This window comes from Roseovarius sp. MMSF_3350, from assembly GCF_030733425.1.
In the GTDB taxonomy this organism is placed as follows: domain Bacteria; phylum Pseudomonadota; class Alphaproteobacteria; order Rhodobacterales; family Rhodobacteraceae; genus Roseovarius.
In genome coordinates this window covers 1-24,706 of the sequence record NZ_JASHIZ010000025.1, presented here as the reverse complement: position 1 = coordinate 24,706, position 24,706 = coordinate 1, and the positions used below count along the sequence as shown (strand labels likewise).

General features: G+C 65.2%; 27 protein-coding genes. 10 read left to right on the top strand and 17 right to left on the bottom strand.

Translation table 11 applies throughout. The features are described 5' to 3' along the window. Positions 1–50: 50 nt before the first annotated feature. Both RBB31_RS18685 and RBB31_RS18680 read right to left on the bottom strand, forming a co-directional pair. Positions 51–1,217 carry a winged helix-turn-helix domain-containing protein gene (locus RBB31_RS18685; protein WP_306130775.1) on the bottom strand — a complete coding sequence of 389 codons (1,167 nt, stop codon included), beginning with the start codon at positions 1,215–1,217 and terminating at the stop codon, positions 51–53. Further along, positions 1,214–1,993: a hypothetical protein gene (locus tag RBB31_RS18680; protein WP_306130774.1), complete on the bottom strand. Its 780-nt coding sequence runs from the start codon at positions 1,991–1,993 to the stop codon at positions 1,214–1,216. The genes RBB31_RS18685 and RBB31_RS18680 overlap by 4 nt, the downstream gene beginning before the upstream one ends. 259 nt (positions 1,994–2,252) lie before the next feature. Here RBB31_RS18680 and panB point away from each other — a divergent pair, with 259 nt between their 5' ends. Further along, on the top strand, positions 2,253–3,080 hold the full coding sequence (gene panB, locus RBB31_RS18675; protein WP_306130773.1) for a 3-methyl-2-oxobutanoate hydroxymethyltransferase: 828 nt from the start codon (positions 2,253–2,255) through the stop codon (positions 3,078–3,080). Then, a complete protein-coding gene (gene panC, locus RBB31_RS18670) occupies positions 3,077–3,919 on the top strand; it encodes a pantoate--beta-alanine ligase (RefSeq protein WP_306130772.1) in 843 nt (280 codons plus the stop codon). Before panB ends, panC begins: the two co-directional genes overlap by 4 nt. Positions 3,920–3,988: 69 nt before the next feature. Here the strand turns inward: panC and RBB31_RS18665 are convergent, their stop codons facing one another. The 4 genes from RBB31_RS18665 to RBB31_RS18650 all read right to left on the bottom strand — a co-directional run bounded on the left by RBB31_RS18665 (position 3,989) and on the right by RBB31_RS18650 (position 7,029). Next, positions 3,989–4,336: a hypothetical protein gene (locus RBB31_RS18665; RefSeq protein WP_306130771.1), complete on the bottom strand. Its 348-nt coding sequence runs from the start codon at positions 4,334–4,336 to the stop codon at positions 3,989–3,991. Positions 4,337–4,438: 102 nt separating this feature from the next. Next, complete coding sequence (locus RBB31_RS18660) at positions 4,439–5,725, bottom strand: acetylornithine deacetylase/succinyl-diaminopimelate desuccinylase family protein (protein ID WP_306130770.1); 1,287 nt, start codon at positions 5,723–5,725, stop codon at positions 4,439–4,441. A 181-nt stretch (positions 5,726–5,906) separates the two neighbouring features. Further along, the gene (gene gph, locus RBB31_RS18655; RefSeq protein ID WP_306130769.1) at positions 5,907–6,569 is read right to left on the bottom strand and encodes a phosphoglycolate phosphatase; all 663 of its coding nucleotides are present in this window, start codon (positions 6,567–6,569) and stop codon (positions 5,907–5,909) included. A 22-nt stretch (positions 6,570–6,591) separates the two neighbouring features. Further along, complete coding sequence (locus RBB31_RS18650; RefSeq protein WP_306130768.1) at positions 6,592–7,029, bottom strand: DUF1330 domain-containing protein; 438 nt, start codon at positions 7,027–7,029, stop codon at positions 6,592–6,594. A gap of 116 nt (positions 7,030–7,145) precedes the next feature. Here RBB31_RS18650 and RBB31_RS18645 point away from each other — a divergent pair, with 116 nt between their 5' ends. Further along, a complete protein-coding gene (locus RBB31_RS18645; protein WP_306130767.1) occupies positions 7,146–7,745 on the top strand; it encodes a hypothetical protein in 600 nt (199 codons plus the stop codon). Positions 7,746–7,808: 63 nt separating this feature from the next. Here the strand turns inward: RBB31_RS18645 and RBB31_RS18640 are convergent, their stop codons facing one another. Then, positions 7,809–8,501: an NAD-dependent deacylase gene (locus RBB31_RS18640; RefSeq protein ID WP_306130766.1), complete on the bottom strand. Its 693-nt coding sequence runs from the start codon at positions 8,499–8,501 to the stop codon at positions 7,809–7,811. A gap of 278 nt (positions 8,502–8,779) precedes the next feature. Here RBB31_RS18640 and hisD point away from each other — a divergent pair, with 278 nt between their 5' ends. From hisD to RBB31_RS18620, 4 genes are all read left to right on the top strand, one after another. Further along, positions 8,780–10,087 (top strand): histidinol dehydrogenase, encoded by a 1,308-nt coding sequence (gene hisD / locus RBB31_RS18635; protein WP_306130765.1) that lies wholly within the window; start codon positions 8,780–8,782, stop codon positions 10,085–10,087. 6 nt (positions 10,088–10,093) lie between these two features. After that, on the top strand, positions 10,094–11,098 hold the full coding sequence (locus RBB31_RS18630) for a D-cysteine desulfhydrase (RefSeq protein WP_306130764.1): 1,005 nt from the start codon (positions 10,094–10,096) through the stop codon (positions 11,096–11,098). A gap of 7 nt (positions 11,099–11,105) precedes the next feature. Then, a complete protein-coding gene (locus RBB31_RS18625; RefSeq protein ID WP_306130763.1) occupies positions 11,106–11,786 on the top strand; it encodes an aspartate/glutamate racemase family protein in 681 nt (226 codons plus the stop codon). A gap of 89 nt (positions 11,787–11,875) precedes the next feature. Then, entirely contained in the window at positions 11,876–12,460 is a 585-nt protein-coding gene (locus RBB31_RS18620) for a helix-hairpin-helix domain-containing protein (RefSeq protein WP_306130762.1), read from the top strand. Between the two features lie 135 nt (positions 12,461–12,595). On the opposite strand, the gene RBB31_RS18615 is transcribed toward RBB31_RS18620, so the two are convergent. From RBB31_RS18615 to ubiA, 4 genes are all read right to left on the bottom strand, one after another. Next, the gene (locus tag RBB31_RS18615) at positions 12,596–13,681 is read right to left on the bottom strand and encodes a TonB family protein (protein ID WP_306130761.1); all 1,086 of its coding nucleotides are present in this window, start codon (positions 13,679–13,681) and stop codon (positions 12,596–12,598) included. Between the two features lie 232 nt (positions 13,682–13,913). Beyond that, positions 13,914–14,237, bottom strand: coding sequence for a hypothetical protein (locus RBB31_RS18610; RefSeq protein WP_152475849.1), 324 nt, complete (start codon positions 14,235–14,237; stop codon positions 13,914–13,916). Beyond that, positions 14,224–16,146: an OmpA family protein gene (locus RBB31_RS18605; protein ID WP_306130760.1), complete on the bottom strand. Its 1,923-nt coding sequence runs from the start codon at positions 16,144–16,146 to the stop codon at positions 14,224–14,226. Before RBB31_RS18605 ends, RBB31_RS18610 begins: the two co-directional genes overlap by 14 nt. A gap of 63 nt (positions 16,147–16,209) precedes the next feature. Next, positions 16,210–17,175: a 4-hydroxybenzoate octaprenyltransferase gene (gene ubiA / locus RBB31_RS18600; protein WP_306130759.1), complete on the bottom strand. Its 966-nt coding sequence runs from the start codon at positions 17,173–17,175 to the stop codon at positions 16,210–16,212. An 11-nt stretch (positions 17,176–17,186) separates the two neighbouring features. On the opposite strand from ubiA, the gene RBB31_RS18595 reads away from it, so the two are divergent. The 3 genes from RBB31_RS18595 to RBB31_RS18585 all read left to right on the top strand — a co-directional run bounded on the left by RBB31_RS18595 (position 17,187) and on the right by RBB31_RS18585 (position 19,858). Beyond that, a complete protein-coding gene (locus RBB31_RS18595; RefSeq protein ID WP_306130758.1) occupies positions 17,187–17,915 on the top strand; it encodes a 16S rRNA (uracil(1498)-N(3))-methyltransferase in 729 nt (242 codons plus the stop codon). Further along, positions 17,912–18,424 carry a hypothetical protein gene (locus tag RBB31_RS18590; RefSeq protein ID WP_306130757.1) on the top strand — a complete coding sequence of 171 codons (513 nt, stop codon included), beginning with the start codon at positions 17,912–17,914 and terminating at the stop codon, positions 18,422–18,424. The genes RBB31_RS18595 and RBB31_RS18590 overlap by 4 nt, the downstream gene beginning before the upstream one ends. 63 nt (positions 18,425–18,487) lie before the next feature. After that, on the top strand, positions 18,488–19,858 hold the full coding sequence (locus tag RBB31_RS18585; protein WP_306130756.1) for a glutamate--cysteine ligase: 1,371 nt from the start codon (positions 18,488–18,490) through the stop codon (positions 19,856–19,858). Positions 19,859–20,027: 169 nt separating this feature from the next. Here RBB31_RS18585 and plsY read toward each other — a convergent pair whose 3' ends face one another. From plsY to RBB31_RS18555, 6 genes are all read right to left on the bottom strand, one after another. Continuing rightward, positions 20,028–20,633, bottom strand: coding sequence for a glycerol-3-phosphate 1-O-acyltransferase PlsY (gene plsY, locus RBB31_RS18580; protein WP_306130755.1), 606 nt, complete (start codon positions 20,631–20,633; stop codon positions 20,028–20,030). Beyond that, the gene (pyrC, locus tag RBB31_RS18575; protein WP_306130754.1) at positions 20,626–21,912 is read right to left on the bottom strand and encodes a dihydroorotase; all 1,287 of its coding nucleotides are present in this window, start codon (positions 21,910–21,912) and stop codon (positions 20,626–20,628) included. Before pyrC ends, plsY begins: the two co-directional genes overlap by 8 nt. Before the next feature lie 82 nt (positions 21,913–21,994). After that, the gene (locus tag RBB31_RS18570) at positions 21,995–22,528 is read right to left on the bottom strand and encodes a hypothetical protein (protein WP_306130753.1); all 534 of its coding nucleotides are present in this window, start codon (positions 22,526–22,528) and stop codon (positions 21,995–21,997) included. Continuing rightward, the gene (locus RBB31_RS18565) at positions 22,528–22,974 is read right to left on the bottom strand and encodes a hypothetical protein (RefSeq protein ID WP_371931348.1); all 447 of its coding nucleotides are present in this window, start codon (positions 22,972–22,974) and stop codon (positions 22,528–22,530) included. Before RBB31_RS18565 ends, RBB31_RS18570 begins: the two co-directional genes overlap by 1 nt. Further along, positions 22,971–23,528, bottom strand: a complete 558-nt coding sequence (locus tag RBB31_RS18560) for a hypothetical protein (protein ID WP_306130752.1) — start codon at positions 23,526–23,528, stop codon at positions 22,971–22,973. Before RBB31_RS18560 ends, RBB31_RS18565 begins: the two co-directional genes overlap by 4 nt. Beyond that, on the bottom strand, positions 23,525–24,475 hold the full coding sequence (locus tag RBB31_RS18555; protein ID WP_306130751.1) for an aspartate carbamoyltransferase catalytic subunit: 951 nt from the start codon (positions 24,473–24,475) through the stop codon (positions 23,525–23,527). The genes RBB31_RS18560 and RBB31_RS18555 overlap by 4 nt, the downstream gene beginning before the upstream one ends. Positions 24,476–24,706: the final 231 nt, after the last annotated feature.

The window sequence follows — 24,706 nt, the reverse complement described above, 5'->3', positions numbered from 1 at the left end:
CGGCACATGGCACTCTGCCATGGCTTGCGGCGCAAGCCCTGACTGCCGGATCACACCGGACGCGGCACACTCCAGCCTATGTTTCCGATCCCCGCCAATCGGGCGAATCGGACCAGTTCGAGCTCCAGCTTGGCCAGCCGCTTCGCCGTCCACTTCACCCGCGGCTCGGGCCAGAACCCGGTCACCTGCATCCAGCCCGCCGCACGGTCGGCCTTCAGCTCAAGTCGCCCGATGAACCGGCCCCCCTCTAGCAGCGGATAGACGTAGTACCCCCAGATGCGCTGGTCCTTCGGCACGAACATCTCGTTGCGATAAGCAAAGCCGAACAGTCGCTCCAGCCGCGCCCGGTCGCGGATCGCCGGGTCGAACGGGTTCAAAAGCCGCAGATGCGACGACACGCTCTCGGCCGTTGCCAGCCGCTCCTCGATGTCGGCCGCGCCCCAGGCCTGCCGCCAGATGCCGTCCGCGCCCTGCACTTCCAGCGGCACCAGGTCGCGGCGTTGCGACCACGCCTTCGCCTCCGGGGCAGTCATCGCCTCCCAAAACCGCTGCACCTCGCCCACCGTCGCCATCCCCAGCCGGTCGAGCGCCGCATCGCACAGCCAGTCGGCGGCCACGTCCTCGCCGGGACACTGGCGCAGCGCTTCGGGAAACACCCGTTCGCCCAGGTCATAGAACTTCACGAAGTTCTCGCGGTGACAGGTCGCCAGTTCGCCGCCGTACCACATCTGGTCCAACGCCTTCTTGTGCGGCGGCCGCGCCCACATTTCACGGCTTTCCGCCTTGGTATCGAACGCATGGGTCGACAGCGGCCCCTCTCGCGCGATGCGCTCGCGGATGCGCCGCACCTCCTCCTGCCCCAGCCCCGAGCGGTACCAGTCCGCCCGCGAGACCTTTTCCCCAAGTCGCCGGAACTGCCGCTGCCAGTAGGGCAAGACCTCCATCGGGATCAAAGAGGCGTCATGCGTGAAATGCTCGAACAACTGGCCGTTCTTCAAGAGCGGCCACAACTGTCGCTCGCGATAGTTGCGGTTGCGGCTCCACAGGATGTGGTGATGCGCACGCGTCACGTTGCGGATCGTGTCGATCTGCACGAACCCCAGGCGCCTGATCGTACCCATGACGTCCACCGGCCCGCCAGGCGCAGCGCCCAGCCCGTTGGCATGCAGCCACAGCCGCCTCGCGGCCCGGTTTCCGATCCGCAGCGCCGATGTCACGGCCGGCTCATGTACACCAGCGTGTCGCGCAGCGCGCGGCCCTCGAACTGCAGAACCGTGTTCATGAACAGCCGTCCGATAGCGCAGGCCTCGGTGTTGCTGGCCTGGCCGAGATTCATCATCGCAACCATCAAGTCCGGGGCACGGTCGGTGGCCTGAATACTTCGCGTCATGCTGGCCTGAATGCGGTCCTCGACCCGCTGGGTGGCCGCGTCGCTCAGCATGACCGGCTGGCGCCGCGCCCCGATCCGGGCCGCCTTCGCCTGGATCCCGTAATATTTCTGCAACGCGTCGGTGTTCAGCCGCGCCGCCACGCGCGAGGTCAGTTCGGCAAATCGCGCCGGACGCATCCGGTTGCTCACGGCCATGCCGCATTGCCGAATAGTCAGCGTCTCCATGATCTTGCGCTCGACGGTGTAATAGAATTTCAGATCCCGCGTCGGCAGATGACCCAGCCCGCGCTCGATCAAAGGCCACATCAGCCCGTCCGAAACCCGCACGGCAGTCGGGTCCTCGAATGCGGCAATCACCTGGTCGGCCACGTGTCCCGCAATCACCGGGTCACGGTAGAGAAGTTCCGCCTGCGCCACCGCCAACTCGAGGTTCTCGCCGCTGAATCCCAGCAGGCGCAAATCCTCGCGGATGGGCGCGATATCGGGCAACTGCCCCAACAGACGGATCACCTCCTGCCGCTCGGATTGCGTGGCCTTTTCCTGGGCCATGACAAGCCCCGTGCCGGCCAGCACAAGCCAGGCTATAACGGCAAGTAAGCGCAAGGGGTGTCTCCTATCCTGGGCGGCAGGGGTGAGCGGGACATGCCACCGTCACGTCCGGCCACCGTACTTATTCTCCGCCGGTTTGAAAGCCCCTTCCGGTCCCGATGCCCCGAAATGCCGCGCCAGTGCCGCACGCGCGCCCGATCTCATGACGCAATTGTCCCCGATTTCAGCAGCTTGACGCCCTGGGCTTCCGCGCTGGATTCGGTTTCACATACCTGTTAGGTCATCTCGCACGAAGCCAATGCCGGAGCGTCCCATGAGCGCCACAGCCCGCAAATCCGCCCCCCTTCCCGACGATATCCGCGCCATGAAAGGCGGCACGCCCATCGTTTCGCTGACGGCCTATACCACGCCCATGGCCCAACTGATGGATGCCCATTGCGACTTCGTACTGGTGGGGGATAGCGTCGGGATGGTCCTGCACGGCATGCAGAACACGCTCGCCGTGACCATGGAGATGATGATCATGCACGGCCGGGCCGTGGGCCGCGGGCTTGAATCCGCGATGCTGGTCGTCGACATGCCCTTCGGCTCCTACGAGGAAAACCCCGCACAGGCCTTCCGCAACGCATCGCGCATCATGGCGGAAACGGGCTGCGCCGCGGTCAAGCTTGAAGGGGGCGTGCACATGGCCGACACGATCGCCTTTCTGGTCGCACGTGGCGTGCCGGTCATGGCGCATATCGGCCTGACGCCGCAATCGATCAACACGCTTGGCGGCTACAAGGTGCAGGGCCGCGACGCCGGTGCCGGCCAAGTACTGCGCGATGCCCGCGCGGTGGCGGATGCCGGCGCCTTTTCGGTGGTTCTGGAAAAGCTGCCGGCAAGTCTCTCGGACGAAATTACAGAGGAAATCGCGATTCCGACCATCGGCATCGGCGCTTCGGCAGGCTGCGATGGCCAGATCCTCGTGCATTACGACATGCTGGGGCTCTTCGCCGCCTTCAAGCCGAAATTCGTCAAGCGCTACGCCAACCTGGGCGAAGAGGCGGAAAAGGCGATAGCCGCCTATGCCGAAGAGGTCCGCGCCCGCGCCTTTCCGGCCGAGGAGCATATGTTCGCGGACAAGGCGCCGGCAAAATGACGGCGCCGATCCTGCGGCAACTGGACGAGCTTCGCACCACCACCGCGCCCTGGCTGCGGGCCGGCGGCCGCATCGGTGTGGTCCCCACCATGGGCGCGCTGCATGACGGGCACCTGTCGCTGGTGGCGGCGGCGAAAATGGCTTGCGACCACGTCATCGTGACGATTTTCGTGAACCCCAGGCAGTTCAACAATCCCGAGGATCTGGCCAATTATCCCCGCACCGAGACCGAGGACGCCCGCAAACTCGCCCGCTTCGATGTCGACGCGCTTTGGGTGCCGGACGCCGACCAGGTCTATCCGGACGGCTTCGCCACCACCGTGTCGGTCTCTGGGCTGACCGACGTGATGGACGGCGCCTATCGCCCCGGCCATTTCGACGGGGTTGCCACCGTGGTGACCAAGCTGTTCACCCAGACCTCCGCCACCGATGCGTTCTTTGGCGAGAAGGACTTTCAGCAGCTTCTCATCGTGCGCCGCCTCGCCGCCGACCTCGATCTCGGCGTCACCGTGCATGGCTGCCCCACGATCCGCGACATCGACGGGCTGGCGCTCAGTTCGCGCAACCTTCTGCTGTCGGACCGGGCCCGTACCATGGCTCCGCGCCTGCACGATGAAATGGAAGAAATCGCCGCAGGGCTGTCGCGCGGTGAGGACTTCGAGCCGCTGCGCGAGGCCGCCATTGCCCGCCTGCTCACGGCCGGCTTCACGCAAGTCGATTACCTCGACCTGCGTGCCCAGTCGGATCTGCGCAGCGTCCAAGACACCGCCCAGCCTGCGCGTCTTTTCGCCGCCGCGCACCTCGCCGGTGTGCGGCTCATCGACAACATTGCGGTCTGATCCACCGCACACAGACCACCCTAATCGCGTGACTTGCGCACACCGACAGGGGCTGGGACGCGACGCCGCTCAAAATTCGTTGGGATTTCCATCCAGGATCGTGCCTGTGCCGTCCGACACGTCGCCGTTCATCCAGCTGACCCCCTCTCCGTCCAGCGACACGCCCCAGCAGTTCTCGCCCTCGCCGTAATCGAAGCACATCTTGTCATCCGACACCCGCCAGTTACCGGTGTAGTCGGCCCCACGGATCGTGCCATCGGTATCGTAGAACTCGGTGTAGGCCGTGCCATCGGACATGTCGCCCTGAACGGTATTGCCGGAGATCGCCGACGTGATTTCATCGCCGGTCGCAAGCTCGCCCGCCGCAAGCGGACCCGCTGCAAGTGCCGCCACCGCGGCCAGAACGTAACGTTTCATGAGTGTCCTCCTGTTAAGCTCCACTGTCGAACTGCGCCGAACATTTGGGAAATCAAGGGATCGCGCCGCACCGTCCCGCGCGGCGTGGGGTTTTCACGCACCTTACGCCTGCAGCAACCGGTGCAATGCCAGCGCCATCACTTGCGCGCTTTCCACCATGTCATCGATCCCTACATATTCATCCGGCTTGTGCGCCAGGTCCAGGATGCCCGGTCCATAGGCGATGCAGTTCTTCAGCCGCCCGATCCGATCGATATGCTTCTGATCGTAGGTGCCGGGGCTGACCACATACTGCGCCTCGCGCCCGAAAACCGTTTGGACCGCGCCCGCAACCGCCCCCACGACCGGCGCGTCCCGCTCGGTCATGGTGGGCTCGACGCTGTGAATGCCCTTGATCGTATAGTCGAACCCGGCCCGGCCCGCGCGCACCCGTTCCAGCACATCGCGCACCTCCTGTTCGACCTCGCCGATATCCTCCTCGATCAGGAATCGACGGTCGATCACCATTCGGCACCGGTCGGGCACGCAGGGGCTGGGCAGGCCGGTATAATCCATGTCCTGCTCCGGCTCGCCGCCATGGATCGAGTTGATGTTCAGCGTCGACTGCTTTGCCCCCTCCGGCACCACCGGCATGTCCGTGCGCTTCTGCGCCAGGACCGGGAACAGGGTTTTTTCCATCTCGGCCACGACCGCCCCCATGTGCCGCACGGCGCAATCGCCAAGGAACGGCATCGAGCCATGGGCAATCTCGCCCAACGTCTCGATTTCGGCCCACCATACGCCGCGATGGCCCAGACAGATGCGGTCCTTGTTCAGCGGCTCGGGTATGATCACGTGCTGAACCCGCTCGGGGCTGAAATACTCCTTCCCGGCCAGGTAGGCGACGCCACCGAACCCGCCCGATTCCTCGTCAGCCGTGCCGCTTATCTCGATGGCACCGGCATATTCGGGGCTAACCGCGATGAAGGCCTCGGCGGCGACGATGCTGGCCGCCAGTCCGCCTTTCATGTCACAGGCGCCCCGGCCATAGACGCGGCCCTCCTTTACTTCTCCGCCGAACGGATCGACGGTCCAGCCGCGGCCCACCTCGACCACGTCGATATGGCTGTTGAAATGCACGCATTGTCCCGGGCCGCTGCCCTCGCGCCGCGCCACGATGTTCCAGCGCGGATGCCGGTCGCTGTCGCCCACTGCACCTTCGGCGCGCACAAGTTCGGTGTGGAAACCCGCCTTCAGCAACCGCCGATCCAGCAGATCACAGATTTCGCGGTAGTGCGCTCCCGGCGGGTTCAGCGTCGGGATACGGATCAATGATTGGGTCAGCGCCACCAAGTCCTCGCGCCGCGCCGTCACCTCCGCCAGCAATCTTGCGGTGATGTCCTGGCTCATGCCACCGTCCCGCAGCGCTGGTTCCCGATGTCTATCCAGCCGGCAAGCCTGTCGCCCCGCCTCACTTCAAACCGGCGCAGGACACCGGCACGCGATATCTTCGACTGTATCCGCATCGTTCCCGCTCGCTTTGTTCGCCGCCTTGGCACAGCCTAACAGCGCCTCGGCGAATTGAAAGCGCTCACGCCGCCGCCAGCAATCGCCGCACGACGGAGGGCAGATCGCCGAACGTGCCGAACCGCGCGTCATGAGGCAGGTCCTCGGCCGGGGTTCTGCGATACCCTTGGGTATAAAGCACAAAGGGAACCTCGGCTCGCGCGGCGGTTTCGGCATCCACCTCGCTGTCGCCGACATACACGGTTCTGGCCGCCCCGACCCGCGAGATGACTTCGCGCAGCGGCGCGGGGTCGGGTTTGCGCTTTGCCAGCGTATCGCCCCCGACCACCACGGCAAAATACGAGTCCATTCCGAGATGCGCCAGCACCGCGGCGGTCGGGCCTTCCGGCTTGTTGGTGCAGATCGCCAGGGTCAATCCCTCAGCCGCCAGCGCATCGAGGCAGGCCATCACCCCCGGATAGGGTCGCGTCAGGTGCACCGCGCGTTCGTATAGGTCGAGGAATTCGCCCAGAACCTGCGCCTCGAGCGCCGCATCTCCGGCAAGGCCCCTTGCCGACAGGCACCGTTCCACAAAGACCTCCGCGCCATGGCCGACAAAGCCACGCGCCTCGGCCAGCATGAACGGCGCGATACCGTGGCGCTCCAGCACGGTGTTGGCGGCGGCATGAATGTCCGGCGCGCTGTCGATCAGCGTCCCATCCAGATCGAAAACGACCGCTCCGTTCATGAGCACTGTTTCAGCCGCATCTTCATGACTCGGCCAGCGTCATGTCCCCGAACCCGGCACCGGGAATACCCGGCCGCATCCGGATCAGGCGCGAGTCCGCGACGGCCGCTTGCCGATGCCGCACCGCCTTGCGGTACTCGGGGTCGCGCAACATGCCCACAAAGGCCGCGATACTGGGGTACTCGGCGATGAACGCGATGTCCCATGACTGCTCTGCCGGGCCAATCAGCATCAGCTCCGGCTGTCCCGCCCAGACGATCAGCCCGCCGAGGTCGCGCAGGATCGGCGCGCTCTCCCGTCCATAGGCTGCATAGGCTTCGGCCCCCGTGGCCTGCGTGCCGTCCTCGTAGGCCGCATCCTGCCGCAACCGGATCAGGTTGAGCATGTGCACCGGGCCCGGTCGCTCCATCTCTCGGAACCGCGCAAAACGCTCTTTGGTGGGGTCGACATGGCCGGTCATCCGCGCCCTCCTTTTGACCGCCACCCTGCCCGGCGCGGCCACGAAAGAAAAGCGCTGTTGAACCACGGCAACTCCCTAGCCGACCCATACCCATCAACCCGAAAGGAGCCATTTCAATGAAACGCCTTCTCACGCTGACTTTTCTTGCAGTCACCACCACCGTCCCCGCCGCATTCGCGGAAGAGGGCACTATCGTTCTTCGCGACCTTACCTCCGATATCGTTCCCACCGTCGCGCGCGCCGGCGCCGACCGCGATTTCGACGGCAACGGCCCGATCATGACGCTCGGCACCGAACTCACCATCGGCAGGGGTGGCCGCGCGGTCTTTGCCTCGGTGATCTTTTCGGCCCGCGAGCACGGTGGCGACGGCACCGCCACCTCGATCCGCACCACGCCCACCGAGGTCTGGCGCTGGCAACCCTCCGACGGTGCCCGCTTCGTCAGTCGCATCATCACCGATCCTATCGTCACCACGCGCCTGCGGCCCGTCCCCGGCTGCGCGCCCATCGGCTGTGCCACAATCGGCCCCGCCGAGGATGGCGGCCTGATCCTGATACAGCGCAACCTGCCGGGCTATCTCGATGCCGTAACCTATCTCAGCGACACGACGGGCGACGACATATCGACCGACCAGAACCCCCACGGCGACACGTCGATCCGCAACATCAGCTTCGACCCGATCGTGGTGGAGTTCTCCAGCCAACTCGGCGGCTGATCCATCGTCCGGCCTCCGCTGGCCCGCGTCCCTTTCGATACGGTCCGGGTGGGCGGAGCCGGTTCACCCTTTCAGAACTTCCTCCACCCAAAGCGGCACCACCTCGCTGGCCGGTCCGCGGCGGTGCTCCTCAAAGTCGCGCGAAGCGGTGGAGACCTCCAGGTTCAGCTCCACCGTATGCGCCCCCATCCGCCGTGCATGCTGGCCATAGGCCGCGGCGGGATACACGTTTCCGGAGGTCCCGATGGCGGCAAAGATATCCGCCTCGGCCAGCGCCGGATCGATCTGGTCCATGCCATAGGGGATCTCGCCAAACCAGACAACGTCGGGCCGTGTCTGACAGGCTCCGCAGGCGGGGCAAGCATCCTCGACCCGCATCTCGTCCGGCGCCGGCCACCGGTGGTCGCAGACATGGCACAGCGCCCGGTCCAACTGCCCGTGCATGTGCAGAACGTTGCGGCTTCCGGCGGCCTCGTGCAGACCGTCGACGTTCTGTGTGATCACCAGCACATCGCCGTCATGCTCGGCCTCCAGACGCGCCAGGGCCTGGTGGGCCGGGTTGGGCCGCGCGTCAGCGGCTTGCGACCGTCGCGCATTGTAGAATGCCTGCACCAGCGCGGGATTGCGGACAAACCCCTCGGGCGTCGCCACGTCCTCGATCCGGTGCTGCGCCCAGAGCCCGTCCTCGTCCCGGAACGTGCCCAGGCCGCTTTCGGCGGAGATCCCCGCCCCTGTCAGGATCACGATTTTGCTCATGGGTATTTGCCACCTCCGCGCCGGATGCCATGGTTCGGCTCATATATCTCCTTCAAACGTTTTGGAAACGATTCGCCCCCAGCGATCCACCAACACTGCGCCATGGTCCACGGTCGCCCCTCACAGATTATTCGTACGAATAATCGCCAGCCTCGGTCATAGTTTCGCCTTTCCCGAAATTCCCTTTCCGGCCTTGGAAAAACAGTCCGTCGAACGGGTCGCGCCCCTTGCCTGATCATCGCGATCGGCGCAATCGGGATAGCGACAGGAGATTTGCCATGCCCCTTACCTATCTCAAGACCGCCCCCGGCCAGCCGCCTCAAACCGCGGCAGACATCGCGGACACCGTTCAGGTCATGCTGGCCCGACTACGGGCCGGCGGCGCGCAGACCGCCTTGGAATATGCCCGCCAACTGGATGGATGGACCGGTGAGATCGTGGTGCCCATTGCCACCGTCGAGGCCGCCATTGCCCGCGTCCCGCAGGAGTTGAAAGATCATATCCGCTGGGCCCACGACAACATCTCGCGCTTCGCCGCCGCGCAACGCGCCACAGCCCAGGACATGCAGATCGAGCTGCGCCCTGGTCTGATCGCCGGCCAGCGCCAGATCCCTGTGCAGGCCGCGGGCTGCTACGTCCCCGGCGGGCGCTACACCCATATCGCCTCGGCGCTGATGTCCATCGCCACCGCGCGCGAGGCGGGCGTGCCCGACATCACCGCCTGCTCTCCGCCGAGAGGCGAGGAGGGCATCCCCGACGCGATGCTCTACGCCATGCACCTCGCCGGCGCCACGCGTATCCTGTGCATCGGCGGGGTGCAGGGCATCGCCGCCATGGCCTTCGGCATGTTCGGGGCGCGCGCCGCGGATATCCTCGTCGGTCCCGGCAACGCGTATGTCGCCGAGGCCAAGCGCCAGCTCTTCGGTCCCATCGGCATCGACATGTTCGCAGGCCCCACTGACAGCCTCGTGCTGGCCGACCACACCGCCGACCCCGAGGTCGTCGCCGTCGATCTCGTCAGCCAGGCCGAGCATGGCGCAAACAGCCCCGTCTGGCTCGCCACCACCGACCGCATGCTGGCCGACACGGTCCGGACCCGCGTGCCCGAGTTGATCGAGGCGCTTCCAGACCCAAACCGCGCCGCCGCGACACAGGCCTGGGCCGACATGGCCGAAATCGTTCTTTGCGACACGCCCGAGCAAATGGCGCAATATGCCGACGCCAAGGCCCCCGAACACCTTCAGGTTATGGCCGAAGATCGCGACTGGTGGCGCGAACGGCTCACAGCCTATGGCTCGCTTTTCCTGGGCGAGAACACCACCGTCAGCTTTGGCGACAAGGCGTCGGGGCCTAACCACGTGCTCCCCACATCAGGTTCGGCCCGATATACCGGCGGGCTTTCAGTGCACAAATTTCTAAAGACCGTCACTTGGCAGACGGTCTCGGACGAGGCCGTGTCCGACCTTGCCCGCGCCACCGCAGCCCTCAGCCGCGCCGAGCGGATGGAGGGCCACGCGCTGGCCGCCGATATCCGGCTGGACAAACTGGCCGGACCTGCCAAACTCACCGCGAATTCCAAAGGATAAGACCAAATGAACCTCGCCAAGTTTCCCCGCGTGCGCCTTGCGCATCTGGCCACTCCGCTCGAACACATGCCGCGCCTTTCCGAGGCATTGGGCGGCCCCGAGATCTGGATCAAGCGGGACGACTGCACCGGGCTCTCCACCGGGGGCAACAAGACGCGCAAGCTGGAATTCCTGATGGCCGAGGCGCAGGAACAGGGCGCCGAAATGGTCATGACCCAAGGTGCCACCCAGTCGAACCACGCCCGCCAGACCGCGGCCGCGGCGGCCAAGCTGGGCCTTGCCTGTCACATCCTGCTCGAGGATCGGACCGGCTACAATTACGACAACTACAAGTATAACGGCAACGTTCTGCTGGATCACCTGCACGGTGCGACGATGGAACATCGCGGCCCCGACCTCGACATGAATGCCGAGATGGAAGCCGTGGCCGACAAGTTTCGCGAAGACGGCAAGAAGGTCTACACCATCCCCGGCGGCGGCTCCAACGCCACCGGCGCGCTGGGATACGTGAACTGCGCGTTCGAGATGCTGAACCAGTTCGTTACCACCGGCCTGAATGTCGATCATATCGTTCACGCCACCGGCTCGGCCGGAACGCAAGCCGGCCTGATCACCGGTCTCAAGGCGATGAACGCGCGGATCCCGCTGCTGGGCATTGGCGTCCGCGCGCCCAAGCCCAAGCAGGAGGAGAATGTCTACAACCTCGCCGTAAAGACCGCCGAGAAACTGGGCTGCCCCGGCGTGGTCGCGCGCGAGGACGTGGTCGCAAACACCGATTACGTCGGCCCCGGCTATGGCATCCCCGCCGAGGACACGCTGGAAGCGATCGACCTTTTCGCTAAAACCGAGGCGATCCTGCTGGACCCAGTTTACTCGGCCAAGGGCGCCGCGGGCCTCATCGATCTCTGCCGCAAGGGGCACTTCAAGCAAGGTGAGCGCGTCGTCTTCCTGCATACCGGCGGGGCCATCGGCCTCACCGGATATAGCCATTGTTTCGACGTGCCGAAGTAGCCGCGCGATGAAGCCGGTCGGAATCCTGGGCGGGATGGGACCAGAGGCCACCATCCTGCTCATGCAGAAGGTCCTCGACGCCGTGCCCGCGCAGGACGATGCTGATCACATCCCCCTGATCGTGCACCAGAATTCGCAGGTTCCGTCACGGATCAAGGCGTTGATCGAAGGTCGCGGCGCCGACCCTATGCCGGTCCTCATCTCCATGGCGCAGGACCTCGAGCGCGCCGGTGCCCAGGCGCTTGCCATGCCCTGCAACACCGCGCACCACTACGCCGTCGCGGTGACCCACGCTACCAGCCTGCCGTTTCTCGACATGATCAATCTGACGGCCCGGCACCTCGCGACGGCGGGGGCCAAAACGGTCGGCATGCTCGCGTCCCCGGCCACGCGCAAGACCGGCGTGTTCGAGTCGGCCTTCGCAGCTCATAACCTCGTGCCCCTGTGGGCCGAGGAGGAAGGCGTGCTTCTCTCCATCATCCGCGCCGTCAAGGCGGGCGAAGCGCTCGACACCCTTACTCCACGGCTGGGCCATATCGCCGCCCGCATGACGGCAGAGGGTGCGGATCACCTGCTGATCGCCTGCACGGAACTCTCTTTGATGGCCCACTCCCTGCCCCCCGGCACACCGAACACGGACAGCCTCGACTGCCTCGTCAAGGCAATCGTCGATTTCGCACGGGCCTGATGACCACATTGCGACCACTTGCACCAAATGTATATACAATGTATCACTCAAACCGATACATCTAGACCGAACACTCACGGAGCATGAACATGACCGACCTCACCCGCGTCACTGGCATCGGCCCCGGCCTTGCCGCGCAACTGACCGCCGCCGGGTTGCCCGATGCCGAGGCACTCGCCAAGGCACAACCTGCCGATATCCTGGCCATTCGCGGCATCGGTGCAGGCACCGCGCCGGTTCTCATCGCCCGGGCCAGGCACCTGACGGCGCCCACGCCCGCGCCAAGCACTCCTGCCACGCCGGCCAGCCAAAAGACGTCCACACCGGCTCCGGCAGCGACAACGGATGCGCGGTCGAGTGCCGGAAAGAAGAAAAGCGCCAGAAAAGCCGGCAAGAAAAAAGAGAAAAAAGCCGAGGAGACCCCCGCGAAGGCCGAGTTAGCCAAGGCGGAAAAGGCGGCTGAAAAAATCGAGGCCAAGGCAAAAAAAGCGGCCAAAAAGGCCGAAAAGAAAGCGGCGAAAGCCGACGACAAGGCCAAGAACAAGTCCGGCAAGACTAAGGCCAAGGCGAAAAAGAGCGCCGCAAAACTGAAAACCGAGGCCAAGGCGATCAAGAAGAAAGCCGCCAAGAAAGCGAACAAGGTCCGGAAAAAGGCGCGGAAAGCGAGCAGGTAATCACACGGCCCCCCGTGTGAAAGTTCGTACGAATATTCACACAGTCCCACACTATAGCCGCTGCGGCATCGCGGTTGCGGCCCACCGGGCCGGATTGGGATGTCCAAGGCGATCCGCGACGCACCTCCTGCACGATCAGCGGTTGCGATAGACGAAGACCAGCTTTTCCGGCCGGCCACCCGGCGGGCGCGGGAAAGGCGCGGCGCTTCGGACCTGAGCCTGGGCTGCGCTGCGAATTCCGGACGCACCCGAACTATCGAGAATGCGGATCCAGCCCAGCGTACCGTCCGGGTTGATCTGGAAATAGACCCGCGCCATGCCCTTGGCCTGGTTGTCGACGCGCGGACCGCGGTTAAGCTGCATCAGAACGCGCCCGGCATAGTTCGTGGTGCCCGCATTGCCCTGCCCGCCCGAGCCGCCAAAATCGCCCGGACTGGCATTGCCGATGCGCCCCAGGGCGGTCAGATCGGTGCCGTCGCGCTTGTAGGCTGTGAGGGGCGACTCGTAGCTGGGCGCGCGGCTGGCCTGCGCCGCGGGCTCCTCCGGCACGCCAAGCTGTTCGGCAGTGGGCCGGGACGAGGGCGGCCGCAACGAGCGGGTTACGGCCGACGCCGCAAGGTCCGGCTCTTCCGCCGCGATAACGGTGTCGGGCGCGTCCGGCGTAGGGGCCAGCGCCGCCTCGTCGGTCTCCGGCGTGACCGCCTCGGGCTCGGGCGGCGTCTCGGTCTCGGCGGTCTCCTCGGCAGGGCCCGGCGCGGCATCCTGTGCGCCCTCCGGCGGTTGCGGCGTGGTCTCGGGTGCATCGGGCGCGATCATGGCGATGTCCGACGTGCTGCTGTCCTCGCCGCTGTCCTCGGCCGCCTCCTCGGCCACGGGCCCGGCTCCCTCATCAGGGCTTCCGGTTTCGCCCGCGGGACCGTCGGGAGCGATAACGTTCTCGGGGTTGTCGGAGGCCACCATAGCCTGGCTTGTCGGCATCTCATCCGGTTGAAGCGCATCAGGCGGCTGGGGCGCCTCTGCCGGCTCCGGCGCTTGCGGCTCCGGGAGCGGTTCGACGAGATCCTCGAAATTGCGTCCAGTGTCGGGCGGTAGCGGCGCCTCCTGCGTCACCGGCGGCGCCTCGGGCGCGTCCAGAACCTGCCGCCAACCAAAGCCCGCGACGTGCAGGAAAAGCGATACCAGGATCGCCGCCATGGCCACGGGTAGGGAACGTCTTATCATACGAAGGCTCGTTCGATCATCGGGCGTCCGGTCCGGCAGCTCACCATGCGGCCGCACCGGGCAGCGTCACCCGGGAAACTAGGCAATTCAGCGACAGGAACAAGCGTGACGGCTCCTCAAGGCACCGGGGACCACCCCACATTGGGGTGACCTTACGCCATGCGGTGCCAGCGCGAAACTACGCCCTACGCTATCGTGAACTTAGCGACGTCGAAGGCATTCGCTCCATGCCTCAGGCGCGGCTTTTCTCCAACGCGTTGCGCAACTCCTCGGCTTCGTGCCGTGCCTCGCGCAGCCCGTCCATCGTTGCCGACAGTTCCGCCTCGGTCTGGCTCAGCTGGTTGGTAAGTTCCGCCTCGCGCTGTTGCAGGTAGGTGATCGCCTGGTCGCGGGTTTCCTCCGCCTCGTGCAGTTCCTGCGCCATGCGTTCCAGCTCTCCCACATCCGACCCCGAGACCCGGATGAACCGATGGACCAGCCAGTTCGCGAACCAACCCATGCAGAACGCCACGAACAGAACGATCGCCGTGGCTATGATAAATTCAGTTCTGTTCATCCGTCCCAGATTCCTGCTCGGCGTCCCCACCCGCCGCACCGGTCTCGTTTAGCGCTTCTTGTTCCAACGCTTCAAGCGTTGTTTGTTCTTCTTCGATCGGTTCCGGACGGATGACGCGGAATTCGATCCGGCGGTTGGCCTCGCGGCCTTCCTCGCTGTCGTTGTCGGCGATGGGGTCGCTCTCGCCATACCCCTTGGCCCGGATGGCCGAGGTCAGAACCCGCCGCGACCGTAATTCGTTGAGAACCGATTGCGCCCGCGCCTGGCTCAGCTGCTGGTTCATCACCTCGCGGCCCTGACTGTCGGTGTGCCCCTGGATCTCCATGCGGATCTCGCCGCAGGCTTTCAGAATATTCGCGATACGGTCCATGATCTCGGCACCGTTGGCATCGACGTCTGTCTCGCCCGGCTCGAAGGTGATCTTGCTGTCGGCCTGCACCTCGGCGATCTGTGCCTCGCATTCTTCCGGTGTGGGCTTGCTCGCCACAGGGTCCAGTTCCTCTCGGTAGGCGACGTCGATGTCGAACTCCGCCGCCTCGCCAAGCTTGGCCGCGAACATCGCCGATATTTCCGCGCTCGCCGCCTCTTGCCCGGTCAGGCCCGACACGGTGATGGCCCCCGGCCCCACCGTCACGGCGCCGTTGGACAGGTAGGCCAGCGCCTCTAGCCCCGTCAGCACCCGCACCGTCCAATCCGCCGGCAGGTTCTCGGCCACCCGCGCCGTGGTGCTGACCACGTCCGAGCTGAACTTGGCCTTGGCGAAACTGTCCACCATCTCCCGCGCCTGTGCACTCTCGACGCGGCCGCGAATCTGCACCAGACCCTCGGGCGACAACGTGGCGACAAACTCCGGCGGCGCCTCCTCGGCCGCATCTATTGGCTTGGGCAGCACGGCCTTCAGCGCGAAGACATCCGGCAGGCTCGTCTCCAGACGCCCGATCACCGTGTCGTAGAGCTTCTCGTCCGTCCCCTCCGCGGCGACCAGCGCGATATCGGCATCCGAAAAGGTAACGCTGCCACCGCCCAGCTCTCCCAGCGCGCCGATCGCCAGTTCCGCCGCGCGGCCCCATTGCGGGGATGGCACACCCAGCGCCAGCGTGCACTGCGCCTTCTGCTGCAAGCCGGCCTGGCCGGCGGCGGCCAGGATACGGTCCTTCGCGGCTTCGGTATCGGCAGCGCAGGCGTCAAAGCTACCGACGCCATCCTCCAGCAGATAGCGCAGCGTGAAAGGCGTGATTACCGGCCGCGGTGCCGATATGTCCAGCGACAGGCGCACACCGTCGGGCACTCGCCGCGCCAGCTGGGTCTCCAGGTTGCGCTTGTGCTCGTTGCTGTCGGCCATGGCCACGACGCTGACCCGCCGCGCCTCGACCGAAATCTTGGTGCGTGGCATCCGCTCCAGGATACCTACGGCATAGTCCAACGATGCTTCCCACGTTTCGGGATAGGGATAATCGGCGGTTTCCAGAAGGTCTGTCACCTCCTTGCCCGGCGCGTTCTCGGACACGTCCTCGATTAGTTGCTCGCGGTCGGTCGCCGCCGGGATCAGCCCGATCAGCGACAGCCCGCTGTCATTGCTCAGGATCTCGACCGAGAACCGAGGCGGTGCGATATCGGCACTGTCGGCCACCAGCATCTGGTCGATGATCCGCGCCGATTCCACCACGCTCCCCGCGATCGACAGCGCCCGGAACCGGGTTGCCTCGGACGGCGCGGTGCCTGCAAGGAAGACCTGCAGACCGTCTGCGTCCACTTCCGCCCACGTCATGCCGCGTTCGTCCAGCGTGTCCCGCACCGCATTGCGCGAACCTTCCTCGATCACCTGCACCGAGAATCGCGCCGCGAACAGGCACAGCACGAAGGCCAGGAAGAACGTACCAAGTATGGCGAAAATGGAAGAAAGGCGCATGAACCGTTGGCTCGCCGTTGTTTACCACCCGGCCTATTTATGCCCCACGGTCCCCGAGTGCAATCAAACGAACAAGGCTGCGGCGAAAAACGGCAGGGGTAGCAGGCCCGCATCCCGGTTCGACCGGAAGAGTCGCAACAATGTGGAATCGTCCTGCATGTCGAACTGCCTGAGTTGCCAGAACATGTGCCAGCCGAATGCCCACGGACCGATCAGTGCCACCAGCACGGCCAGGGCCGAGCCGCCCACCGCCGCACCGATCACAGCGAAGGCCATCAGGCTGACAGACCCGATCAGGAACCGCTGAAGCCAGACCGGCGTGCGCTCCGCGAACAGCCTGGCGGTGGATTTCACGCCGATCAGCGCGTCGTCCTCGGCGTCCTGCTGGGCATAGATCGTGTCGTAGAACAGCGTCCAGCCGATCCCGGCGAGGTAAAGGACAACCGCCGGCCATTCCAGCCGACCGCTATGCGCCGTCCACGCCAGCAGCGCACCCCAGTTGAACGCGAGGCCAAGAAAGATCTGCGGCCACCACGTGAACCGCTTGGCAAAGGGATAGATGCACACCGGCGCCAGCGAAATGATCCCAAGGGTGATCGCCGCCATGTTGAAGGTCAAAAGGATGCAGAACGCCACCAGCGCCTGCGCCACCAGCCAAGCCAGCGCCTGCATCACGCTCACCTGCCCCGAGGGGATGGGCCGCGACGCGGTGCGCGAAACGGACCCGTCGATATGGCGGTCGGTGATATCGTTCCACGTGCACCCAGCGCCCCGCATAAGGAACGCGCCAATCCCGCAGCCCGCGAATATCCACAGGTCGTGCCAGGTGGCGCGCCCGTCATGCAGCATCGACAACAGCAGCCCCCACCAGCACGGCAACAGCAGAAGCCACGTCCCGATCGGCCGGTCCGCCCGGCTCAGCCGCAGATAGGGCCGACTCCACGCCGGGGCCGATCGATCCACCCAGTTGCCCTTGACCGCATCGGCCACCTCTCCGGTCGCATCTGGCGTCTGGTTCGGTCCGGTCATATGTTGGCCCCATGTCGACTGCAAAGATCAGGCTTTATGTAGTGCACCCTCTCGGGGAAGGGCAAACGGTTCCTCTGGATCGCGATCAGGCGCATTATCTTTTCGGGGTCATGCGGCAAGGCGCGGGCGACGCCGTCCTGCTCTTCAATGGGCACGACGGAGAGTGGCGCGCCACCGTAGCCGAGGCGGGCAAGCGCAAAGGCCTGCTGAACGTCGAGCGCCAGACCCGCCCTCAGCAAGACCCGCCCGACCTCTGGTTGCTTTTCGCCCCGATCAAGAAGGCCCGCACCGACTTCATCGTCGAGAAAGCCGCCGAGATGGGCGCGGCCCGGATCATCCCCGTCCAGACCGACTTCACCAATTCCGAACGCATCCGCCAGGACCGCCTGCAAGCCCACGCCGTCGAGGCCGCAGAGCAATGCGGCGGCACCTTCGTGCCCGAGGTAACTGACTTGCAAAAGCTCGACCGCCTGCTCGCCAACTGGCCCGAGACTCGCCAGCTTATGTTCTGCGACGAGGCGCTCGCCGGCGCAAGCGAGGTCATCCGCCAAGAAGGACGAGCGGCCCCATGGGCCATCCTCATCGGCCCCGAGGGCGGCTTTTCCGACACCGAACGCGTCCGCCTCCTCGGCTTGCCCTTCTCACATCCCACGTCCCTCGGCCCGCGCATCCTGCGCGCCGACACCGCCGCCGTCGCCGCCATGACAGTTTGGCAACAGCGCTTCGGAGACTGGGCATGAGCTTCATCCGCCCGGAAGCGGCCGCAAGCCTCACGCGCTGGCGCGAGGTGCTGATCGGTGCGGGCGTCATCGCCCTTGGTGCATGGTGGTCGCTCGGCTTTGTCGGCATCCTGTCCTGGGTCGGATACGCGCTTCTGCCGATCGGCGCGGCTCTCGGCTTCATCGGTCTGCAACGTGCCCGCTTCCGCGGCGCCAGCGGCGGGCCGGGCATCGTCCAGGTGGATGAGGGCCGCGTCACCTATTTCGGACCGCTCACCGGAGGCACCGTCGACCTGGCCGAGATGTCCCGCCTCACGCTTGACCACGCCGCCAAGCCCGCGCATTGGGGCCTTCACCAACCCGGCCAGCCTGCCCTGATGATCCCGGTAACGGCAGAAGGGGCCGATATGCTGTTCGACGCCTTCGCCACGCTGCCTGGCCTTCGGGTCCAGAAAATGCTCGCGGCGCTCTCGTCACAAGATCGCGACACCGTCACCGTCTGGTCAACCTACTCCAATCGGCTGCATTGACACCCCCGTCCATTCGGGCCAAGCCTCTCTCCCAAGTTCGCGCGCAACGCAGGAAAAGTCTTCATGTCCATCCCCCAATCCGGCGGCGGCCCGGTGGAGTCCGAGGTCCAACTGGCAGGTTATCTCGAAAGCGGCTGCAAGCCGCGCGACGCGTGGCGCATCGGCACCGAGCACGAGAAATTCGGCTATTGCAAGGATACGCTCAAGCCCATTCCCTATGACGGCGAGCGCAGCGTCCGCGCCGTGCTCGAAGGGCTGCGCGACAAGCACGGCTGGTCGCCGATCATGGAAGGCGACAACCTGATCGGCCTGGAAAAGGACGGTGCCAATGTCAGCCTTGAACCCGGCGGTCAGCTTGAACTCTCAGGCGCTCCCGTAGAGACGATCCACCACACCTGCGACGAAGTGAACGTACACCTGGCCGAGGTCAAGGACGTGGCCGACAAGGTCGGGGTCGGCTTCATCGGCCTTGGCGCCGCCCCGATCTGGCGGCACGAAGACATGCCGATGATGCCCAAGGGCCGCTACAAGCTCATGGACGCCTACATGCAGAAGGTCGGCACGATGGGCCAGACCATGATGCGCCGCACCTGCACCGTTCAGGTCAATCTCGATTTCGCGTCCGAGGCCGACATGGTGCAGAAACTGCGCGTGGCGCTCGCGCTGCAACCCGTCGCCACCGCGCTTTTCGCCAATTCGCCCTTCCTCGACGGTCGGCCCAACGGCCACAAATCCTGGCGCTCCCGCGTCTGGCGCGACCTCGACGCCGATCGCACCGGGATGCTGCCCTTCGTCTTCGAGGACGGCTTCGGCTTCGAGCGTTATGCGCAGTACGCCCTCGATGTACCGATGTATTTCGTCTACCGCGACGGACAGTATATCGATGCGCTCGGCCAGTCCTTCCGCGACTTTCTCAAGGGCGAACTGCCCGCTCTGCCCGGCGAGACGCCCACGCTCAGCGACTGGGCCGACCACCTCACGACCATCTTCCCCGAGGCGCGGATCAAGAAATTCATGGAAATGCGTGGCGCGGATGGCGGCCCGTGGCGGCGGCTCTGCGCCTTGCCCGCCTTCTGGGTGGGCCTGATGTATGACCAGTCCGCACTCGACGCGGCGTGGGACGTGGCCAAGGGCTGGGATGCCGAGACCCGCGAGACCCTACGCGTCGCCGCCAGCGAACAGGCACTCGACGCAAAGGTCGGCAACATCTCAATGCACGATCTCGCCCGCGAGGTCCTTTCCATAGCACAGTACGGCCTCAAGGCCCGCGCCCGCCCCGGCGCCGGCGGCATGGTCCCCGATGAGACCCATTTCCTGAACGCGCTCCAGGAAAGCGTAGAGTCCGGCCGCGTGCCCGCCGACGAACTGCTCGATCGCTATCACGGCGCCTGGAACGGCGACCTGACCCAAATCTACGAAGACTTCAGCTACTGATGCGGCCATTCCGCCCCGGGCTTGACCCGGGGCCTACTGCTCTAAAGAAAAGGCCGCCCCGATACGGCGTCCTTCTCGCCTATCGGCAAGCACATTTGGCCTGGGATTCTGCGCAAGGCCGCTCTTCCTCGGCAAATAGCGGCGCCTGCCGATCACCGCGCGCCCAGCGTCATTTCTGGCCGATCTTCGGCTCCGTCCCATCCTTCAACCGCCGGATATTGGCGGCGTGGCGGAGAAAGATGAACAGCGTCAGAACAATGCCCAGCACGAACAGTTCCCTGTAGCCCAGGAACACTATCCAGATCGTCGACAGCGCCGCCATGTAGATCGCCGCCATGCTGGAAATCCGGGTCACCGCCGCCGCAACCAGCCAGCTCAGGCAACAGGCCAAACCCACCGGCCAGGCAAGCGCCAGCAGGATGCCCAGGAACGTTGCCACACCCTTGCCGCCTCGGAACGAGAGCCACACCGGGTAGCAATGCCCGGCAAAGGCGGCGAGCCCCGCCAATTGCGCGGCATCCTCGCCAGCCATGGTCCGTGCCAACAGCACCGCCGCGGCGCCCTTGCCACCGTCCAGGATCAGCGTCGCCGCCGCCCCCAGCTTGTTCCCAGTGCGCAACACGTTGGTGGCGCCGATATTGCCCGAGCCGATATTGCGCAGGTTGCCAAGGCCCAGCACGCGGGCCACCACCATTCCGAACGGGATTGACCCAAGCAGGTAACCGATCACGCTCCACAGGGCGAGAACCGTCAGAGTCGAATTGAAATCAGGCATTTATGCTCTCGAAAACCACTTCCCCGGCGACATAGGTCGAAAGAACCCTACCCTGCAATCGTTGGCCGTCAAACGGGGTATTCTTCGATTTCGAGCGCAGCGTCCACCGGTCCAGCACGAAAGGCACGTTTGCATCGAAAAGTACCAGGTCCGCAGGGGCGCCCTCGGCCAGTCGCCCGGATTCCAGCCCCAGCCGCTTGGCCGGGTTCAACGCCAGCGCCCGAAAGAGCGTGGGCAGGTCCAACTCCCCGGCATGGTAGAGCCGCAGCGCCGCCGGCAGCAGGGTTTCCAGCCCCACCGCCCCACTGGCCGCTTCCTCGAAGGGCAGACGCTTGGATTCCTCATCCTGCGGCGTGTGCATCGAGCCTATGATGTCGATGCTGCCGTCGCGCACGGCCTCGACCATGGCGCGGCGATCGTCCTCGGACCGCAGCGGAGGTTTGACCTTGAAGAAGGTGCGATAGTCCGCCACGTCCAGCTCGTTCAATGTCAGGTGATGGATCGACGTGCCGGCGGTCACGTCCAGTCTCGTCGCGCGGGCGCGCTCCAATGCAGGCAGGCTTGCCGCCGTGGTGATCTGATCCGCGTGATAGCGCGCGCCCGTGGCCTCGACCAGCGCCAGGTCGCGCTCCAGTCCCATGCGCTCGGCCACCGTGCCGACACCCGGCAATCCCCTGAGCGAGGCGAACTTACCGCTCGTCGCCGCCGCCCCGGCGCTCAGCCCCGGATCCTGCACATGCCCGATGACCAGCGCGCCTAGGCTGCGCGCATAGGTCAGCGCCCGGCTGAGCACCTTGTTGTCACGCACCACGTGATCGCAATCGGTAAAGGCCACCGCACCGGCATCCATCAGAAAACCGATCTCGGTCATCTCGCGCCCTTCGCGGCCCTTGGTCAGCGCGGCCATGGGAAGCACGTTCACCGGCGCCGCCTCGTTGGCGCGGCGGGCGACGAATTCCAGTGTTTCCGGGTTGTCGATCGCAGGCAGAGTGTCAGGCCGGGTTATCATCGTCGTCACGCCACCCGCCGCCGCCGCGGCGCCGGCGCTGCGGTAACTTTCCTTGTGTCGCTCCCCCGGTTCGCAGACCTTGACGCCCAAGTCCACCATGCCCGGCGCCAGGAATTTGCCACCGCAATCCACCCGCTTGTCCGCCCGCGGCGCCGCGGCCTCGCATCCACGGGCCGTGATGCGACCATCCTCGACCAGAAGCCAGCCCTCGGTCACCTCTCCCGCCTCGGGATCGACCAGCCGGGCATTCTCGAACAGCACTTGCGTCATCTTATCCGCTCTCCCTGCGCCGGCCCTGCTTTGCGCAGCCATCCCAAGCCGGACCGGTGCCCTGACAAGCCGATGCTCCTACTCATGGCGCCCGTCCCTGCTGTACTTGCCCCATCATGCCGAACACCGCCTCTCCCTCCTTCAGGTTCTCGAAACCGATCCGGCGCGCCCTTGTGCTTTCGTGTCCCTGTTCGACTTCGGTCGCAAAGTAGATGGACGCGTATGGTCCAGGCTGGAAGTCCAGCGACGTTTCCGGGCCGATTTTGTACGATTTCAGGGACCTGCCGATCAGTGGGTGATCGACCGCAACGAATGCGCGCTTGTCGGTGAGGGTGTAGAAGGTGCACGCGCGTCGCAAATAGCCACGAAAAAAAGGTGCGAAAAACAACTGGTACAAGCCCGCCAGAAACAGCAGCAAGCCTATAATCTGCATTTCGGTCGCGCCATCCCGTGTCGCACGCATCCAGACGATTGAGAAACCCATAGACAAGGCGCCGGGCAGAAACTCTTTCGCGTTTTTCATGTCGAAAGCCAGTCCCGTTCCCGGCCGCCCTTGCCAGAGGATCCTCTCATCCGGCGAGAGAATTGCGTCCCATTCGTCTTCTCCCGCACTCATCATTGCGTCCCAGCCATCGCTCGCTCGATCCGCACCCTCACCGCGTCCCGATCCGCCCGGTATTTCATCAGGTGCTTGTCGCCGCGGGTGGTAACTAACTGCACCGCCGAGCCCAGCACCCGCACCCGCGCTATATCCCGCAACCACGCCTGCTTGCCCAAGGGGCCCAGCACGCGCCGGTCGGTCAAATCCCACCGCGCCTTCATCTCGTCCGACGCCAGGTACCCGGCGCGTACCGCGATTGCGGCCAGCCCGCCCACGGCACCAGTCCAGACATGCGGATTGCCGATGGCCCACAGGATCACCATGCCCAGCGCCATCGCGCCCGCGGCCATCCACGCGTGACCACGCCAATAAGCCGTGTGGTCGGGGTGAAAACTTTGCACAAACCGCTCTTCGAATTCAAGTTCCGTCGCCGGCACCATGACGGAACGCGTGTCGCTCACGAAGCCACCCACACAACCGCAGCCGTCAAAACGAACAGGACAAGCAGCGCGATCATCGCCACCCGGCCCGACATCGCCGCATCCGATTTCTTCTTCACCTCCGTCTCCCGCGCCTCCTCCGGCGCGGGCGCCACCTGTGCCCCGGCGCTCGGCAGCGGTTCGAACTGCACGGGGGAAGACTCCTCGCTGAATGTTGCCACCAGCCGCAGCGGCTTGCGCGGCGTCAGCACTTGGGCCTGCCCGCCGAAGGCGCCCGAGCCGACGACCAGCACCGTGCCTTTCAGACCCTCGATCAGCACATGCGCGTCTTCCAGGTCGTGCGACGAGACGCCCATCCCCTGCTCCAGGTACTGGCTCAGGCCATACCCTTCCAGGTCCTCGACCTGCATCAGGTCGACGTAATGCGGATCGAGGCTTTCGGCCCCCAGCGCCTCCTGCAAAGGCCAGCTTCCGTTGCGCCGGTTGAATGTCTCGGCCTCCGCACGGGTCAGGTCCACGTCAAAGACGCGCACCACGCCGCTCTCGCTCTCGCGAATTTCGATCCGGTCGCTCATGCCATCACCTCCTTGGGTTTCGCCCTCAGGTTTCGCGCCAGCAGATCCATCGCCGCCATCCGCACGGCCACGCCCATCTCGACCTGTTCTTGGATCACGCTGCGATTGATGTCGTCGGCGATCTCTCCGTCGATTTCCACACCCCGGTTCATCGGGCCGGGATGCATGACAATGGCATCCGCCTTGGCATGGCCCAGCTTCTCGGCATCCAAACCGTAGCGATGATAATACTCCCGCTCACTGGGAATGAACCCGCCATCCATCCGCTCGCGTTGCAGGCGCAACATCATCACCACATCCACATCGCGCAGCCCTTCGCGCATGTCCTCGAACACCTCGACACCGAATTCGGAAATCCCCGCCGGCATCAGCGTCGACGGCCCCACCAGCCGCACGCGGTTCTCCATTTTGCCCAGAAGGATGATGTTCGACCGCGCCACGCGGCTATGCGCGATATCCCCGCAGATCGCGATGCTCAGCCGATGCAGCCGGCCTTTCGCCCGCCGGATCGTCAGTGCATCCAGGAGCGCTTGGGTGGGATGCTCATGCCGCCCGTCTCCGGCGTTCAGCACCGCGCAATTCACCTTCTGCGCCAACAGGTCTACCGCTCCGGATTGCGGATGCCGCACTACCAGCAGGTCGGGATGCATCGCGTTCAGCGTCATCGCCGTGTCGATCAGCGTCTCGCCTTTCTTGATGGAACTGGCCTGCATCGCCATGTTCATCACATCCGCGCCCAGCCGCTTGCCCGCCAGCTCGAAACTGGCCTGCGTTCTGGTGGAGTTCTCGAAAAACATGTTGATTTGCGTCAGCCCCGCCAGCGCATCGGCATGCTTCTGATCGCGCCTATTGAGGTCCACGTACCGGTCCGACAGATCGAGCAGGGTAGAGATATCCGACGGCGCCAGGGGTTCGATCCCCAGAAGATGCGCGTGTTGAAAAGCCATGCCACCGCTCCGTCGTCAACTGTCTGCGCGCTTATAGGAAAGCCCGGACGCCGGGGCAAGCGTAGGGTGGGGTCCCAACCCACCACCCACAACAGCCGCGCACGCGTAGGGTGGGGTTCCACCCCACCTTAACACCATCTGACCACACACCGAATAGCAGACCATCCGGCCCGGCAAGCAACCCACCTTCCCCCGCCCCGCCACACAAGCTATCTTCCGCCCCATGACCGC

Excerpts from the sequence above, each read along its gene's own strand:
- pyrC (WP_306130754.1), bottom strand. The coding sequence starts at position 21,912 with ATGACGCAAGTGCTGTTCGAGAATGCCCGGCTGGTCGATCCCGAGGCG.
- RBB31_RS18595 (WP_306130758.1), top strand. The coding sequence starts at position 17,187 with ATGTCGACTGCAAAGATCAGGCTTTATGTAGTGCACCCTCTCGGGGAA.
- RBB31_RS18570 (WP_306130753.1), bottom strand. The coding sequence starts at position 22,528 with ATGAGTGCGGGAGAAGACGAATGGGACGCAATTCTCTCGCCGGATGAG.
- plsY (WP_306130755.1), bottom strand. The coding sequence starts at position 20,633 with ATGCCTGATTTCAATTCGACTCTGACGGTTCTCGCCCTGTGGAGCGTG.
- gph (WP_306130769.1), bottom strand. The coding sequence starts at position 6,569 with ATGAACGGAGCGGTCGTTTTCGATCTGGATGGGACGCTGATCGACAGC.
- RBB31_RS18605 (WP_306130760.1), bottom strand. The coding sequence starts at position 16,146 with ATGCGCCTTTCTTCCATTTTCGCCATACTTGGTACGTTCTTCCTGGCC.
- RBB31_RS18620 (WP_306130762.1), top strand. The coding sequence starts at position 11,876 with ATGACCGACCTCACCCGCGTCACTGGCATCGGCCCCGGCCTTGCCGCG.
- RBB31_RS18665 (WP_306130771.1), bottom strand. The coding sequence starts at position 4,336 with ATGAAACGTTACGTTCTGGCCGCGGTGGCGGCACTTGCAGCGGGTCCG.
- RBB31_RS18610 (WP_152475849.1), bottom strand. The coding sequence starts at position 14,237 with ATGAACAGAACTGAATTTATCATAGCCACGGCGATCGTTCTGTTCGTG.
- hisD (WP_306130765.1), top strand. The coding sequence starts at position 8,780 with ATGCCCCTTACCTATCTCAAGACCGCCCCCGGCCAGCCGCCTCAAACC.
- RBB31_RS18590 (WP_306130757.1), top strand. The coding sequence starts at position 17,912 with ATGAGCTTCATCCGCCCGGAAGCGGCCGCAAGCCTCACGCGCTGGCGC.
- panC (WP_306130772.1), top strand. The coding sequence starts at position 3,077 with ATGACGGCGCCGATCCTGCGGCAACTGGACGAGCTTCGCACCACCACC.
- RBB31_RS18640 (WP_306130766.1), bottom strand. The coding sequence starts at position 8,501 with ATGAGCAAAATCGTGATCCTGACAGGGGCGGGGATCTCCGCCGAAAGC.
- RBB31_RS18615 (WP_306130761.1), bottom strand. The coding sequence starts at position 13,681 with ATGATAAGACGTTCCCTACCCGTGGCCATGGCGGCGATCCTGGTATCG.
- panB (WP_306130773.1), top strand. The coding sequence starts at position 2,253 with ATGAGCGCCACAGCCCGCAAATCCGCCCCCCTTCCCGACGATATCCGC.
- RBB31_RS18585 (WP_306130756.1), top strand. The coding sequence starts at position 18,488 with ATGTCCATCCCCCAATCCGGCGGCGGCCCGGTGGAGTCCGAGGTCCAA.
- ubiA (WP_306130759.1), bottom strand. The coding sequence starts at position 17,175 with ATGACCGGACCGAACCAGACGCCAGATGCGACCGGAGAGGTGGCCGAT.
- RBB31_RS18625 (WP_306130763.1), top strand. The coding sequence starts at position 11,106 with ATGAAGCCGGTCGGAATCCTGGGCGGGATGGGACCAGAGGCCACCATC.
- RBB31_RS18650 (WP_306130768.1), bottom strand. The coding sequence starts at position 7,029 with ATGACCGGCCATGTCGACCCCACCAAAGAGCGTTTTGCGCGGTTCCGA.
- RBB31_RS18645 (WP_306130767.1), top strand. The coding sequence starts at position 7,146 with ATGAAACGCCTTCTCACGCTGACTTTTCTTGCAGTCACCACCACCGTC.
- RBB31_RS18660 (WP_306130770.1), bottom strand. The coding sequence starts at position 5,725 with ATGAGCCAGGACATCACCGCAAGATTGCTGGCGGAGGTGACGGCGCGG.
- RBB31_RS18555 (WP_306130751.1), bottom strand. The coding sequence starts at position 24,475 with ATGGCTTTTCAACACGCGCATCTTCTGGGGATCGAACCCCTGGCGCCG.
- RBB31_RS18560 (WP_306130752.1), bottom strand. The coding sequence starts at position 23,528 with ATGAGCGACCGGATCGAAATTCGCGAGAGCGAGAGCGGCGTGGTGCGC.
- RBB31_RS18630 (WP_306130764.1), top strand. The coding sequence starts at position 10,094 with ATGAACCTCGCCAAGTTTCCCCGCGTGCGCCTTGCGCATCTGGCCACT.